Below are 15619 nucleotides of genomic sequence, written 5' to 3' on the forward strand. Positions count from 1 at the left end.
AACTTAGATGCGTTACTAAGTATTTATAGCACTCCAAAGCTTTAGGGCATCAACAGTCTCGGGAACATCATGAACCCGGACAATTTGAGCGCCACGATCGGCGGCCATAATTGCTGCGGCAATGCTTGGGGCAAGTCGCTTGTTGGTATCTTTACCGGTAATTTTGCCAATCATCGATTTACGTGAAATTCCTGCCAATACGGGAAAGCCTAATGTCGAGAAGTCAGCAAAGTGTGCCAGCATATTGAGGTTATGTTCCAAGCTCTTACCAAAACCAAATCCTGGATCAATAGCAATACGGTCACTGCTGATGCCTTTCGAAATTAAAAGCTTCGCTCTATGATTTAGAAACTGCTTGACCTCGGCAATGACGTCCTGATATTCAGGGTTAAATTGCATTGTTAGGGGGTCGCGTTGCATGTGCATTAATACAATGCCGCAGTGATGACTGCCCATCACAGCCTCTAAAGCCCCCGCTTGCCTGAGGGCCCAAATATCATTTACACAATCTACACCAGCATGCAACGCTTGGCGCATTGTGTCTGCTTTGTAGGTATCTATTGATAAAGGCACACCGCAATCCTTCAGTGCCTCAATAACCGGAAGCACTCTATCCAACTCTTCTTGCAACTCAACTGGTTCAGCACCAGGACGGGTTGATTCCCCGCCAATATCAATGAGATCAACCCCGTTTTCGATCATTAACTCCGCTTGTGCAATAGCATCTTTAGCGCTTCTGAATTTACCACCATCAAAAAAAGAATCCGGCGTTGCATTCAGAATGCCCATCACAATCGGGCGCTTGCGTTTGGAGAAATCAAAAAGAAAACGCCCACAACGCCAAGTTGTGGGCATCTCTTGAAGGCTTTGATAATGCATCAAAGACTACAGCTAAATAGTGTAATTAAGCGGTAGCTGGAGCGCTGCCAGTAGCAGGGCCAGGAGTACCAGCGGAATTACCAAACTGAGTTGCTGGAGGTGGCTTAGGTGCACGTGGTGGGCGACCTTCCATGATGTCATTGATTTGCTCTGCATCAATAGTTTCCCATTCCAGTAAAGCTGCAACCATCGCTTCAACCTTATCTCGGTTTTGTTCCAAGATCGATCTAGCTAAAGCATACTGACTATCAATCAACGTACGTATTTCAGCATCTACCTTTTGTTGGGTTAGTTCAGAAACTGTTTTGGTGCTGTTGCGACCAAAAATACTTTCTGATTCGGTATCAACATAAACCATGGTGCCCAAGCTATCACTCATGCCATAACGAGTCACCATATCACGAGCCATTTTCGTAGCGCGTTCAAAATCATTGGAAGCGCCAGTACTTGAAGAATGCAAGAACAACTCTTCTGCAGCACGACCACCAAACAAAATAGCCAGCTCTTCCATCATGCGATCTTTATACAAGTTCACACGATCAAACTCAGGTAGCTGCCAAGTCACACCCAACGCCATACCTCGCGGCATGATGGTAACTTTATGAACAGGGTCAGCCTTAGGTAAAACCTTAGCTACAACAGCATGGCCAGACTCGTGATATGCGGTGTTGCGACGCTCTTCTTCGCGCATAACAGCTGACTTGCGCTCAGGCCCCATATAAATTTTATCTTTAGCGTCTTCAAAGTCTTTCATATCTACTGCACGCTTATTTCGACGTGCCGCAAACAATGCAGATTCATTTACCAAGTTCGCCAAATCTGCTCCTGAGAAACCAGGAGTGCCGCGAGCCAAAACAGCAGCATTAACGTCAGGATCGATTGGAACCTTACGCATATGCACTTGCAAAATTTGCTCACGACCACGGATGTCTGGCAAACCTACGTGCACTTGTCGATCGAAACGTCCTGGACGCAACAAAGCTTTATCAAGCACATCAGAGCGGTTTGTTGCAGCGACTACGATCACGCCACTATTACTTTCGAAACCATCCATCTCAACCAGCATTTGGTTTAGTGTTTGTTCGCGTTCATCATTGCCGCCACCCATGCCGGCACCGCGATGACGACCAACAGCGTCAATCTCATCAATAAAGATGATGCAAGGAGAATTTTTCTTGGCGTTTTCAAACATGTCACGAACACGTGATGCACCAACACCAACAAACATCTCCACGAAGTCAGAGCCTGAGATCGAGAAGAATGGCACCTTAGCCTCACCCGCGATGGCGCGAGCCAAAAGAGTCTTACCAGTACCTGGAGGCCCTACAAGCAACACACCATGCGGAATACGACCGCCGAGCTTTTGAAATTTTTGGGGATCTTTTAAGAAATCAACAATCTCAAAGACCTCCTCTTTGGCTTCATCGCAACCTGCAACGTCGGCAAAGGTAACCGTATTGCTATTCTCATCAATCAAGCGCGCTTTAGATTTGCCAAAGGAGAATGCACCGCCCTTACCGCCACCTTGCATTTGGCGCATCATGAAAAACCAAAAGCCAATAATTAATAAGGTAGGGCCAAGATAGTACAAAGCAGAAACCAACATATTCGGTTCGTCATCAGCTTTGCCCGTAACTTGAACTCCATATTTCATGAGGTCACCAACCATCCAGATATCACCTGGAGAGATGATGGAGTATTTAGTGCCGTCAGCAGGCGTAACTTGTAATGTGCGACCTTGTACATCTACGCGCTTTACTTTGCCGGCCTTAGCGTCATCCATGAATTGGGAATACGTCACCTGAGTTTGGTCCTTAGGCTTATCAAACTGTTTAAAAACAGTAAAAAGCACCAAGCCCACAATGAGCCACACGCCGATTTTTTGGAACATATTGCTGTTCAAAATGAGTCCTTTTCTGGAGTGAACCAGGAGTTAAAGCGATTTGCTTCCTAAGTATTTGATTCTACTACCACCCTTTTTCAAGAGCTAATGGCATATATATTTGATAAAACCCTATAAAAATGGGGGTATTAGCCAGTGTTTAGAGCCTATTTAGGAGGTTTAAGGTTTCTACCCAAAAGGAAGATCTCAGAAGACTTTGCTCTAGATGCTTTAGGTTTGCGGGAGGCAACCGTTTTGAAGACCTTTTTAAAGGATTCCACTATTTGGCTATAGCCACTACCGTTAAAACATTTAATTAAAAGCGCACCTTCAGGCTTCAGATGAGCGGTAGCGAAGTCTAGGGCTATCTCTGCTAAAAAAGCCATTCTGGCTGCATCAGCAACACCAACCCCAGAAAGATTTGGCGCCATGTCCGATAGAACCAAATCGACTTTGCCTTCGGCACTCTTCGGTAAAAGCGCCTCTAAAGCAGCCAGCCCCTCTTCCTCCCTAAAATCACCCTGAATAAAGCTTACGTCAGCTATATCTTCCATTGGCAAAATATCGATGGCAATAATCTGACCATCTGGCTTGCCTGACTCAATTTTGGGATTGCTTTTACCAAGCTCAGTGAGGCGATTGCGGACGTACTGAGACCAACTCCCGGGAGCGCTCCCTAAGTCCACAATAGTCATGCCTGCCTTGATAAGATGATCTTGCTCGTCAATTTCACTGAGCTTATAAACCGCTCTAGCGCGGTAGCCCTCTTTTTGAGCCATCTTCACATAGGGATCGGATAGATGATCCTGCAACCAACTTTTATTAAATTTATTCTTTGCCAAAACTTACCTACTTTCGCCGTCTATTTTCCTAGTTTCTGAGCTCTAAAGCAAAAGGAATCGATCAAAATACAGGCAAATTCAAGCTAAAAGGGCAATTTAGACCCTCAATGCTCTATCATCAACACCATGACTGCACTCACTATTACCCCTGCACAACGTAAATCCCTCAAAGCTGACGCTCACGACCTAAGTCCTGTTGTCATGATTGGTGGCGATGGCTTAACACCTGCTGTAATCAAAGAAGCTAAATTAGCCATCAATCATCATGGATTAATCAAGATCCGTGTTTTTGGTGATGAGCGTGAGGCACGTATTGCTATGTATGAAGAGCTTTGCGACAAACTTGATGCTGCTCCAGTTCAACATATCGGCAAGTTACTTGTGTTGTGGAAACCAAAAGATATGGTGGATGAGGCTTTTAGTAATCTAGGTAGATCAAGTAAGCAAACTAAAAAATCTTTGCAGGCTCCTCGTACGAAACGCCAGCCAAATCGTGCTCCAGCAAAAGCCGGTGTCCGCACGAGTACCTCTGAAAGATCGGATCGTCGCTCTGCTTCAAATGCGGCACCATTTGCACGTGCTGCGGCAGTGAAATCGGCAACACCTAAGAAGCGGGTTTTACGCTCTGAAGCGGCTGAGTCAAAAATTGGCTGGTCTTCTCCCGGCTACAGAAAAGCGGTTGCTGCGCCAGCACCGATTAAGAAGCGTAAAGTCAGAATGAGCAGCACTAAGAAAAAGTCACTTGGCTCTTAATTCAAGCAAGTGAAATACAAAAACGCCGCTAGTCGGCGTTTTTTGTTGCCCGCCAAACCAAGGCTAGGCCAAGTGCCGCTTGAATCATAAAGATTGCACTAGAAACACCATGGAGGCGTGAAAATAATGTGGCATTAGTGGACTCGCGAACCGACAAGCCTGAATAGAGCGCTTGATCTCTCAACGAATCCATCCAAGGAATAATGATGAATGCTGCAGCAACAGTGCATGCGAGCATTCCCAATAAGATCCAACGAACGATGCGGTAACGGTCGCCACCCCGTCTTACTAGGTGATTTGCCATCACCATTAGAAATGCGCTTAAGGCGACACCGATATAGGCAGTGGTTTTGAAGAGATTTGCTGCAATCATGCCGGCAACCTGTCTGTCTCCCAAACTAGAGAACAAAACAGGCACCACTAGAAATCCAATGGCGATGAAACTACCAACCCAAAGACCTGATATCAGGCTAAATATTCTTTGGGTGCGGATGTGGGGCATTAGACGTAACGCACAGCCAAGATTTCAACTTCGCGATTGCCACCTGGGGCTTGTACAGCAACAACGTCACCCTCTTCTTTACCTATTAATGCACGAGCTATCGGTGAGCTGATGGAGATTTTCTTAACGGCAATATCCGCCTCATCATCTCCAACGATTTGATAGGTGAGCTTAGTGCCATCTTCTAAATCCTCAAGATCAACAGTAGCACCAAATACTATGCGGCCAGCAACATCCAAAGTAGCAGGGTCAATAATTTGAGCTGCCGATAACTTGCCTTCTAATTCTTGAATGCGGCCTTCAATGAAGCCCTGCTTCTCTTTAGCAGCATCGTATTCAGCATTCTCAGAGAGATCACCTTGAGCGCGAGCCTCGGAGATGGCATTAATAACAGAAGGACGTTCAACATGTTTAAGACGGTGCAGCTCCTCTTTGAGAAGTTCTGCACCGCGCTTAGTAATCGGAATTGTGCTCATGAAACTAACCTAACTTAAATTCTTGCGCAAAATCGCGCGTATAAAAGTTAATTTTAGATTAAATGAGCTCCCGATGTAAGTTTTGCAAGGAATAAACCTCGAGGGAGTCGAGTCGGCCATTTTCAGAGGCCAACAAACCATCCATCACCGCTCGTGCGGCACTGATGGTTGTGTAATACGTAACACCATTAGCCTGAGCGCTGGTTCGAATCGATCTAGAGTCAGCAATCGCCGTCCGGGTTTCATCCACAGTAGTAAAGACAAGCGAAATCTCACCATTCTTAATGAAATCCACAATATGGGGGCGTCCATCCTTTACTTTGTTGACTACTTTTACGGGTAAGCCAGCCGCTTCAATTGCTGCCGCAGTACCTTTAGTGGCAACCATCGGGAAGCCCAGTTGATGTAACAACTTAGCGACTTCAATTGCTTTTGGCTTGTCGCTATCTTTGACGGTCAAAAGAACTGTTCCGCTCTTCGGTAATTTGATGCCAGCGCCCAACTGTGACTTAAATAAAGCCTCGCCAAAGGTCTTGCCAACACCCATCACTTCGCCAGTGGAGCGCATTTCTGGTCCGAGAATTGGATCAATGCCTGGGAATTTATTAAATGGAAATACAGCCTCCTTAACTGAGAAGTATGGCGGCTTCACTTCAGCCTTAATACCCTGCTGCTCTAGAGTCTGACCAACCATACAACGTGCAGCAATCTTCGCCAGCTGCAAACCAGTGGCTTTTGATACAAACGGTACGGTGCGTGAGGCGCGCGGATTTACTTCCAAGACATAAATGACGTCTTTGCCATCTACATTCTGAATCGCAAACTGGACGTTCATTAAGCCAACTACATTCAGACCTTTAGCCATCGCCGCAGTCTGACGCTTAATCTCTTCTACCGTTGCATCGGATAACGAATATGGAGGCAACGAGCAGGCAGAATCACCCGAGTGAACACCGGCTTGCTCGATATGTTCCATGACGCCACCAATAAATACAGCTGTACCATCACTGATGCAATCGACGTCACATTCGATAGCATCATTCAAGAAGCGATCTAGCAGCACAGGAGAGTCATGGGATACCTTAACGGCTTCACGCATGTAACGCTCAAGGTCGCGACCATCATGAACGATTTCCATTGCACGACCACCCAAGACATAGGAAGGACGAACCACTAATGGATAACCAATTTCCTCGGCAAGCTTGAGAGCCTCTTCTTCAGTACGCGCTGTACGGTTAGGTGGCTGACGCAATCCGAGATCCTGTAGTAGCTTCTGGAAGCGTTCGCGATCTTCTGCTGCATCAATCATATCTGGTGAAGTGCCGATAATTGGCACGCCATTACGCTCAAGATCTAAAGCCAATTTCAAAGGAGTTTGGCCGCCGTATTGAACAATGACGCCCTTTGGTTTTTCTTTAGCAACAATCTCCAATACATCTTCAAGAGTTAGTGGCTCAAAGTACAGGCGATCTGATGTGTCGTAATCAGTAGAAACGGTTTCAGGGTTGCAGTTAACCATGATGGTTTCGTAGCCATCATCACGCATTGCTAAAGCAGCATGCACACAGCAATAGTCAAACTCAATGCCTTGACCAATTCGGTTAGGACCGCCACCCAAAACCATGATCTTCTCTTTATTGGTTGGCTGTGACTCGCACTCGCCATGTTCTGCTTCGTATGTTGAATACAGATAAGCAGTATTAGTCGAGAATTCAGCCGCGCAAGTATCTACACGCTTATAGACAGGAACAACATTTAAACGATGGCGCGCAGCACGAACGGATGCAGCGTCAACTTTGAGTAACTTTGCTAAGCGGCGATCAGAGAAACCTTTTTGCTTTACAAAGCGTAACTCTGGGGCTGTTAGGCTATCGATCTTGCGCTGCTTAAGCTCAGTCTCAATGGTGATCAGTTCTTCAATTTGCTCCAGGAACCAAGGATCAACTTTAGTTTCACTATAGATCTCATCAAGACCCATGCCCATGCGGAATGCGTCTGCTAAATACCAAAGGCGGTCAGGGCCCGGTTCATTAATTTCATTAATGATGTCATCAAGGTCTGTGGATACTTCATCCAAGCCGTCAACACCAACCTCAAGACCGCGGAGCGCTTTTTGGAAAGACTCCTGGAAAGTCCGGCCAATGGCCATGACTTCGCCAACTGACTTCATCTGCGTTGTTAGGCGGGAATCAGCCTGCGGGAACTTTTCAAATGCAAAACGTGGAATCTTGGTAACAACGTAATCGATTGAAGGCTCAAATGATGCTGGTGTAGCGCCGCCAGTAATATCATTCTTGAGTTCATCAAGGGTATAACCCACGGCCAATTTAGCCGCAATCTTTGCAATTGGGAAGCCTGTAGCCTTTGATGCTAAAGCAGACGAACGGGATACCCTTGGATTCATTTCAATGACGATCATGCGACCATCTACTGGATTAATCGAGAACTGAACGTTAGACCCACCAGTATCAACGCCAATTTCTCTCAGAACAGCAATCGATGCATTACGCATGATTTGATATTCTTTATCCGTCAACGTTTGCGCAGGCGCTACGGTAATTGAGTCACCGGTATGCACGCCCATTGGATCAAAGTTTTCAATTGAACAAACGATGATGCAGTTGTCATTGCGATCGCGCACGACTTCCATCTCGAATTCTTTCCAGCCCAAGAGAGACTCTTCGATCAAGAGCTCACGTGTTGGTGATAAATCGAGACCACGTTTACAAATCTCTTCAAATTCTTCACGGTTATAGGCAATACCTCCACCTGATCCGCCCATGGTGAATGATGGACGAATGACTACCGGGAAACCTGAGCTGCCAGTTTGCTTCTGAATTTGCTGCTGAACCTCGTGAGCCTCATCCATTGAGTGCGCAATGCCGGACTTTGCAGAGCCTAGGCCAATTTTGGTCATAGCCTCTTTAAACTTTTGGCGATCTTCTGCTTTATCAATGGCTTCTGGTGAAGCGCCAATCAATTCGCAGCCGTATTTCTCTAAAACACCATGACGGTGCAGATCTAACGCGCAGTTCAGTGCAGTCTGACCACCCATGGTTGGCAAAATGGCATCAGGCTTTTCAGTAGCAATAATGCATTCAACTACCTCCCAAGTAATCGGCTCGATGTATGTAACATCAGCCATCTCTGGATCAGTCATGATGGTTGCAGGATTGCTGTTGACCAAAATAACTTTGTAGCCTTCATCACGCAATGCCTTACAAGCTTGCGCTCCAGAGTAGTCAAACTCACAGGCCTGTCCAATCACAATCGGACCAGCTCCAATAATCAGGATGCTCTTAATGTCGCTACGCTTAGGCATTATTTGCCCTCCTTCTTGGCAGCATTCATTAGCTCCACAAAACGATCAAATAAATAGGCAATGTCATGAGGACCTGGTGAGGCCTCAGGATGTCCTTGGAAACACAGTGCTGGCTTGTCATTCCATGCCAAACCTTGTAAAGATCCATCAAATAAAGACACGTGGGTTACGCGAATATTGCTTGGTAATGTATTGGCATCAACAGCAAATCCATGGTTTTGAGAAGTGATGGCAACACGGCCTGTATCTAGATCTTTTACAGGGTGATTAGCGCCATGGTGGCCGAACTTCATCTTCAATGTCTTGGCGCCTGCTGCAAGACCCATAATTTGATGTCCTAAACAGATGCCAAAGGTCGGAACACCCTTTTCCATAATTTCTTTAGCGGCAGCGATAGCGTAATCACAAGGACCAGGATCGCCAGGGCCATTTGAGAAGAACACGCCATCAGGATTCATAGCCAGAACTTCTGCTGCGCTAGTTTGTGCTGGCACAACTGTTAATTGACAGCCACGCTCAGTCAGCATACGCAAGATATTGCGTTTCACACCAAAGTCGTAAGCAACTACCTTTTTGATTGGCTTGCTAGTATCTAATGCTCTATAAGCAGGCTTGCCATTTGGCCCATGAAGATCCCATTCAGCCTCGCGCCACTCATAGGCTTTCTTAGTAGTCACAACCTTTGCAAGATCTAAGCCTGACATACCAGGGAAAGCTTTAGCAAGTTCAAGAGCCTTCGCGCCTAAAGATTCATAGCTATCACCTAATTTGCCAGCAACAATAGCGCCGGATTGAGCGCCCTTATCACGCAGAGTTCTGGTGAGCTTGCGTGTATCAATGCCAGCAATCCCTAAAACACCAGCTTTGGTAAGGTAGTCATCCAAGGAGTCCTCTGAGCGGAAATTGGATACGCGTTTTGGAAGATCCTTCACCACCAAGCCTGCCGCATGAATCTGATCTGATTCCGCATCTTGAGCATTTACACCGACATTACCGATATGCGGGTAAGTTAAGGTAACAATTTGGCGTGAGTAGCTAGGATCAGTAATGATCTCTTGATATCCAGTCAATGCAGTATTGAATACGACTTCACCAGTAGTTTCGCCAGGGGCACCAATGCTAAAACCGGGAAATAATGTGCCGTCGGCTAGGGCCAACACGGCTGGGGGAAAAGAAGGAAGCAAGGGTGACAAACCATCTCCAGTCCCTGCTCCATCCGACGCTCAAAACCCCACAAAAGACTAGCCCGGGGATATTTTTGCGGGTGGTGAGTGTCTTTAAGCGCTAGGGTATTTATTAAGTTTCGAACCTTGCAATCATAACATTTTTGCTCGTAAACCCTTGGATATACAGCCAAATGGGGGCTGGAAGGTAAAAAGCTCCCCTAGCCTAATGGCTGGGAGAGCAATTTATCCAAAAATGGGTGTTGTTTTAAGCCTTGGCGCTTTGCTCAATGATGGTCTTAATTTGAGCTAACACAGACTGGTCATCCATCGTGCTGATATCGCCAGGATCGCGTCCTTCAGCTACAGCCTGAAGTGCACGACGAACGATTTTTCCTGAACGCGTCTTCGGTAAAGCCGTAACTATATAAACCCGGCCAGGTCGTGCAATCGCCCCTAAGGTGGTGTCTACAGTCTTCATGCACTCCGCTTCCAAGGTAGCAGTATGGGAGGCATCTTTTGGAATCACAAAGGCAATCGCGGCTTGTCCCTTTAATTTATCTTCAATACCAACCACGGCAACTTCTGAAACATTCGGATGGCTAGAAATACTTTCTTCGATTTCGCGAGTACCAAGACGATGTCCAGCTACGTTGATCACGTCATCCGTACGACCCAAGATGAAGAAATAGCCATCTTTGTCTTTAATGCCCCAGTCAAAGGTGGAGTAAATTAATTTGCCTGGAATTGTTTCCCAATAAGTACTAACAAAGCGCTTGTCATCGCCCCAAATAGTTTGCATGCAACCTGGAGGTAATGGACCCTCAATAGCAATGACACCCTTCTGATCTGGACCCAGCTCTTCGGAAGTAGCGTCATCAAGCAACTTCATGTTGTAACCAAATGATGGCACACCTGGTGAACCAAATTTATGTGGCATGACTTCAACGCCACGTTGAATAGCAAGCATTGGCCAACCTGTTTCTGTCTGCCAGTAGTTATCGACAATTGGCTTATTAATTGCGCCATGAATCCAGCTGGCAGTCGGTTCATCCAAGGGCTCACCCGCCAAGAACAGAGCGCGCAATTTAGAAAGGTCATACTTGGTTAAGAAAGCGGGATCTTGTTTCTTCAGAACGCGAACTGCTGTTGGAGCAGAAAACATGACTGACACTTTGTACTTATTTACTAGCTCCCACCAAATGCCTGCATCAGGACGCAAGGGAGTGCCCTCGTACATGATCGTGGCCATACCAGATAGCAATGGCGCATAAATAATGTAGCTGTGGCCAACAACCCAACCAATATCAGACGTACAGAACATGGCCTCACCAGCATTGCCGGTAAAGATATGTTTCATCGAGGCGGCGAGAGCCACTGCATAGCCGCCTGTATCACGCTGAACACCTTTAGGCTTTCCAGTTGTACCGGAGGTATACAAAATATAGGAAGGATGTGTTGCATCAACCCATTCAACAGGCACTACATCATTTAAATGTTTTTGGCGTTCGCTTGCGTAATCTAAATCACGTCCAGCGACGGTGGTGAATTCAGTCAAACCACGATTCACAATCAAAACCTTTTCAGGTTTGTATTCAGCCAGCGTAATTGCTTCATCAAGCAATGGCTTATAAGGAACTGCTTTGCCACCACGTGCACCTGCTTCTGCAGTAACAATCAGCTTTGGTTTTGCATCATCAATGCGAGATGCCAAGCTGTGGGATGCAAAGCCACCAAATACAACAGAGTGAATGGCGCCAATGCGGGCGCAGGCAAGCATAGCAAAACAAGCTTCAGCAATCATTGGCATGTAAATGAGTACACGATCACCCTTTTTAACGCCCGCTGCTTTGTAAATTGCTGCCATACGATTCACTTCTTCGTATAACTCTTTAAAGGTATATACCTTCTCTTGATTGGTTTCTGTAGAAACCGCAACCAAGGCAATTTGATCAGGACGATCTTTTAAGTGACGATCAACTGCGTTGTAGCAAAGATTCGTTGAGCCACCCTCAAACCATTTAGCAAATGGTGGGTTGTCGTAATTAAGAACTTTGTTAAAAGGTTTTTCCCAATGTATTAACTGCGCTTGCTCACCCCAAAATCCATCCGGGTCTTTAATTGAACGTTCGTGGTGTGCTTTGTAGGACATGGTCAACCTGATCTCTTAAAAAGTTACTCAAATTATTGGCTCTTGCTCACCCCTTTACTAGCGTTGCTGCTGGTTGAGGCAGGTGAACTACCATTTTTCGCAGATTTTGCAAGCCCTGTCGATGCGGATTTATGCTGAGATGCAGCATTTTTTCCAGAAGAATTACCCTTAGAGGCGACCTTATCTACTGTTTTGGTGTTTCTGGGTGCTACACATTTACTTGATTTAGCCCCTTTTGCACCCTTTGCCGGTTTGGGGCATTTGGGTGCAGGTGGAGCTGGCTTTTCTAAGCTGAGGCTAGCATTTTCTGCCATGGCACTTGAAACATCACCCGGCCTGCGACTGGTTTTAGGGATCAGCACGGTAGAGCCCGACCGTATACGCATTCCCCTTGGAATGCCGTTGACCTCGCGCAGAATATCTACATCAACCCCTAACGTTTTAGCTGCCTGATCAACACTTTCTGTTTTGGATACTTGAACAGCAGTCCACGACGAAAGAGGTTTAGGGTATTGCTTGAGGTTATCTTGAAAGATCTCAGCATGCGCAAACGGCAACAGAATTTGCTGGTTAGCATTACTTAAAATAACCGGCTTATTGAATGATGGATTCAGGCTATAAAATTCATCCGCTGGTATATCGGCCAACTTAATAACTAGGGCAACATCAATATCGCTACCCACATCAACTGCAACAAAATATGGGTGATTTTCTAACTCAGGAAGCACAATGCCATATGCCTGTGGATCCAACACAATTTGACGATACGCCATTAATTTAGGAACGTAATTTCTAGTTTCGCGCGGTAAGGTCAAGCTCTCATAATCTATAGGCAAGCCTGCAGCGGCATTACGCTTTTGCGCTTTCGTAATATTGCCGGCACCCCAGTTGTAAGCTGCTAAGGCGAGCTCCCAGCTACCGAATTGATTATTCAAACGTTGTAGGTAATCCAAGGCCGCATCCGTTGACTGCACAATATCTCGTCGCTCATCTCTAAATACGTTTTGTGTGAGACGAAAGTCTTTGCCGGTGGCAGGCATAAATTGCCATAGACCCACAGCCTTTGCATTTGACTTTGCATTGGTTACAAACGCACTTTCAACAAATGGTAGTAATGCAATCTCGGTGGGCATATTGCGCGCATTTACTTCTTGAACGATGTAAAACAAATAGCGTGAAGAACGCGTCATCGAGCGATTTACATAGTCTGGTCTTGCAGCCAACCAGCGAACCTGTTCGATCTCTAACGGGCTATTCATGGGCTCCATTTGAAAGCCATCCCGAATGCGGATCCACAGGTTGTCTGAAGGCGCATAAACCTTGCTGACGGATTGATTTTTGAGGTTAACCCTTGCAGCCCTAGAAGCTTTTGAATTCCCTCTAGTTGGCGTATCAGAAGACCAGTCGCCAGTGCTAGCGCAACCACTTAACAAGGCAGTAATCACTACTACTGCATACATCATTCGCATTAGAAGCGATCTTTCCAGCCACGAATGACTGCCAATACATGTGCAGGCGTTGGCAATGATGTCTGACCTGAAACCTCCTTAGCCATTGCAATGACTTCAGCTTGATCACAGCGCATGAATGGATTAACTTGCAGCTCTTGTCCAATAGTCGTTGGAAGAGTTGGCAAACCCTGCTCTCGCAGAGCTTTAGCCTGGTCGGCCCATGAGAGTAGATTGAGGTTGTTAGGCTCTACTGCTAAAGCAAAACGAATATTCGATAAGGTGTACTCATGAGTGCAATACACCAAAGTATTTTTTGGAAGTAAAGCGAACTTATCTAGCGACTCGGACATTTGCGTAGGCGTACCTTCGAACAATCTTCCACAACCCGAGGCGAATAAAGTATCTCCACAGAACAGCATTGGTTCAACAACATTTGCTTGCATGTTTGCAAAATAAGCAATGTGACTTAAGGTATGCCCAGGAACTTCGAGAACCTTCAAGCTAATGCGTGGGGAAGCAATTTCAAATTTATCGTCCTGCATTACGACATTAGTACGACCTGGAATATTGTCACCAACTGGGCCATAAACAGGCAGATCTGCACCCAAACTTTGCAATAAGTTGAGAATGCCACCCGTATGGTCTGCATGGTGGTGGGTAATGAGAATGCCCTTGAGGGTCAAATGATTTGAGCTCAGGTACTCCAAAACTGGTGCTGAATCACCTGGATCCACCACTAAAGCAGAGCTGCCATCGTGAATGCACCAGATATAGTTATCATCAAAAGCCGGAATGGGCCAAACCTGCAATAAAGTATTCTTATCCATAGACCGATGATACCAACCCCACCCATACCCTCTCAGACACCTGCACCTCCCTGGAGCTCATGGGAAAAATGGCTCCAATCCCCTCCTGGACGCTATGTTCTAGCTTGGGAGCAACGGTGTTTTGACCAAATTGTTGCTGATGTCTTTGGCTTTCATGCAGTGCAAATAGGCCTACCCCAAATCAACTCACTAAGTGAAAATCGGATGCCTTTGCATGCCATCCTGATTCACTCTAACGATGGCCGCTCTCATGCAACTAATTGCAACTGGCATTTAATTGAAGGCGACTCTACAGATCTCCCCTTTGCCAGTGAAAGTCTGGATCTGATTGTTCTGCCCCATGTTTTGGAATTTGCTACAGATCCCCATCAAATATTGCGGGAGGTCGATCGAGTGCTTCGACCCGAAGGCCGTTTAATTATTTCAGGCTTTAACCCAGCAAGCCTGTGGGGTGCCAGACAATACCTCAGTAGATTGGTTGGAACCCCTTATTTACCAAGGGATGGTCAATTTATTAGCCTCATCCGCATAAAAGATTGGCTAGAGTTGCTTAACTTTTCCTTAGACCGCGGTCACTTTGGTTGCTATAAATTTCCCCTGCAGGGTGAATCTGCAATGGGCAAGATGAATTTTCTTGAAAAAATGGGGAATCGCTGGTGGCCTATATTTGGCGCTGTTTTTTTAGTTTCAGCCATTAAGCGCCAACAAGGAATACGTCTCATTGGCCCGGCATCACTTGTACGCATACCAGCCATTAAGCAGCTAAGTCCTGCTGCCGAGAGAAGCAATCTGCAAAAAAGTCTCAAAAACGAGAATTCCAAGTAAATTATTGCCATGCCGCATTCGAAATCCCAACCTCACCACCCTCACATCGTGATCTACACCGATGGAGCCTGTAAAGGCAATCCTGGGCCCGGGGGCTGGGGGGCTGTTTTGAGATCGGGTGGCCATGAAAAGCATATCTATGGGGGCGAAAAGCTCACCACCAACAACCGCATGGAAATTTGTGCCGTTATTTTTGCCTTAAAAGCTCTCAAACAACGCAGCACCGTCGAGCTATGGACGGACTCTCAATACGTCCAAAAAGGCGTCACAGAATGGCTAGAGGGTTGGAAAAAAAGGGGTTGGAAGACCGCTAATAAGGATTCGGTCAAAAACGCAGATCTCTGGCAGGAGCTCGACTCCCTGCTCCCAGGACATGAGATCTCCTGGCACTGGGTTAGAGGGCACAACGGACACCCCGGAAATGAGTTGGCCGACCAGTTGGCCAATAAGGGTGTTGAGGATTTTTTGCCATAGGGCATATGCTCGTCGACAGCTTCCTTTTCAGCCATCTTATGAGAGAATGATCGTGCTCTAAATAGCTTAGA

Annotated in this window: 13 protein-coding genes; 3 read left to right on the top strand and 10 right to left on the bottom strand. The window is 46.3% G+C overall.

Annotated elements, in window-relative coordinates; genetic code table 11:
* Positions 1 to 15: 15 nt before the first annotated feature.
* From folP to AOC28_RS02910, 3 genes are all read right to left on the bottom strand, one after another.
* On the bottom strand, positions 16 to 855 hold the full coding sequence (folP, locus tag AOC28_RS02900) for a dihydropteroate synthase (RefSeq protein ID WP_072582565.1): 840 nt from the start codon (positions 853 to 855) through the stop codon (positions 16 to 18).
* Positions 856 to 904: 49 nt separating this feature from the next.
* Positions 905 to 2782 (bottom strand): ATP-dependent zinc metalloprotease FtsH, encoded by a 1878-nt coding sequence (ftsH, locus tag AOC28_RS02905; protein WP_072582459.1) that lies wholly within the window; start codon positions 2780 to 2782, stop codon positions 905 to 907.
* Between the two features lie 146 nt (positions 2783 to 2928).
* Positions 2929 to 3603, bottom strand: a complete 675-nt coding sequence (locus AOC28_RS02910; RefSeq protein ID WP_072582460.1) for an RlmE family RNA methyltransferase — start codon at positions 3601 to 3603, stop codon at positions 2929 to 2931.
* A 126-nt stretch (positions 3604 to 3729) separates the two neighbouring features.
* Here AOC28_RS02910 and AOC28_RS02915 point away from each other — a divergent pair, with 126 nt between their 5' ends.
* Positions 3730 to 4356, top strand: a complete 627-nt coding sequence (locus AOC28_RS02915) for a YhbY family RNA-binding protein (RefSeq protein ID WP_072582461.1) — start codon at positions 3730 to 3732, stop codon at positions 4354 to 4356.
* Positions 4357 to 4384: 28 nt separating this feature from the next.
* Here the strand turns inward: AOC28_RS02915 and AOC28_RS02920 are convergent, their stop codons facing one another.
* The 7 genes from AOC28_RS02920 to gloB form a co-directional block, all read right to left on the bottom strand.
* Positions 4385 to 4858, bottom strand: coding sequence for a DUF4149 domain-containing protein (locus tag AOC28_RS02920; RefSeq protein WP_072582462.1), 474 nt, complete (start codon positions 4856 to 4858; stop codon positions 4385 to 4387).
* Positions 4858 to 5334 carry a transcription elongation factor GreA gene (gene greA / locus AOC28_RS02925; protein ID WP_072582463.1) on the bottom strand — a complete coding sequence of 159 codons (477 nt, stop codon included), beginning with the start codon at positions 5332 to 5334 and terminating at the stop codon, positions 4858 to 4860. The genes AOC28_RS02920 and greA overlap by 1 nt, the downstream gene beginning before the upstream one ends.
* 58 nt (positions 5335 to 5392) lie before the next feature.
* Positions 5393 to 8656 carry a carbamoyl-phosphate synthase large subunit gene (gene carB / locus AOC28_RS02930; protein WP_072582464.1) on the bottom strand — a complete coding sequence of 1088 codons (3264 nt, stop codon included), beginning with the start codon at positions 8654 to 8656 and terminating at the stop codon, positions 5393 to 5395.
* Positions 8656 to 9840: a glutamine-hydrolyzing carbamoyl-phosphate synthase small subunit gene (gene carA / locus AOC28_RS02935; protein WP_072582566.1), complete on the bottom strand. Its 1185-nt coding sequence runs from the start codon at positions 9838 to 9840 to the stop codon at positions 8656 to 8658. Before carA ends, carB begins: the two co-directional genes overlap by 1 nt.
* 247 nt (positions 9841 to 10087) lie before the next feature.
* Positions 10088 to 11971: a propionate--CoA ligase gene (locus AOC28_RS02940; protein ID WP_072582465.1), complete on the bottom strand. Its 1884-nt coding sequence runs from the start codon at positions 11969 to 11971 to the stop codon at positions 10088 to 10090.
* Between the two features lie 32 nt (positions 11972 to 12003).
* Positions 12004 to 13440: a transglycosylase SLT domain-containing protein gene (locus tag AOC28_RS02945; RefSeq protein WP_072582466.1), complete on the bottom strand. Its 1437-nt coding sequence runs from the start codon at positions 13438 to 13440 to the stop codon at positions 12004 to 12006.
* Complete coding sequence (gene gloB / locus AOC28_RS02950; RefSeq protein WP_083564207.1) at positions 13440 to 14249, bottom strand: hydroxyacylglutathione hydrolase; 810 nt, start codon at positions 14247 to 14249, stop codon at positions 13440 to 13442. Before gloB ends, AOC28_RS02945 begins: the two co-directional genes overlap by 1 nt.
* Before the next feature lie 6 nt (positions 14250 to 14255).
* Here gloB and AOC28_RS02955 point away from each other — a divergent pair, with 6 nt between their 5' ends.
* Together AOC28_RS02955 and rnhA are read left to right on the top strand one after the other, a co-directional pair.
* The gene (locus tag AOC28_RS02955) at positions 14256 to 15074 is read left to right on the top strand and encodes a class I SAM-dependent methyltransferase (RefSeq protein ID WP_072582467.1); all 819 of its coding nucleotides are present in this window, start codon (positions 14256 to 14258) and stop codon (positions 15072 to 15074) included.
* 9 nt (positions 15075 to 15083) lie between these two features.
* A complete protein-coding gene (rnhA, locus tag AOC28_RS02960) occupies positions 15084 to 15548 on the top strand; it encodes a ribonuclease HI (RefSeq protein ID WP_072582468.1) in 465 nt (154 codons plus the stop codon).
* The last annotated feature ends 71 nt before the right edge of the window (positions 15549 to 15619 follow it).

The organism is Polynucleobacter sp. MWH-Adler-W8 (genome assembly GCF_001889925.1).
GTDB lineage: Bacteria > Pseudomonadota > Gammaproteobacteria > Burkholderiales > Burkholderiaceae > Polynucleobacter.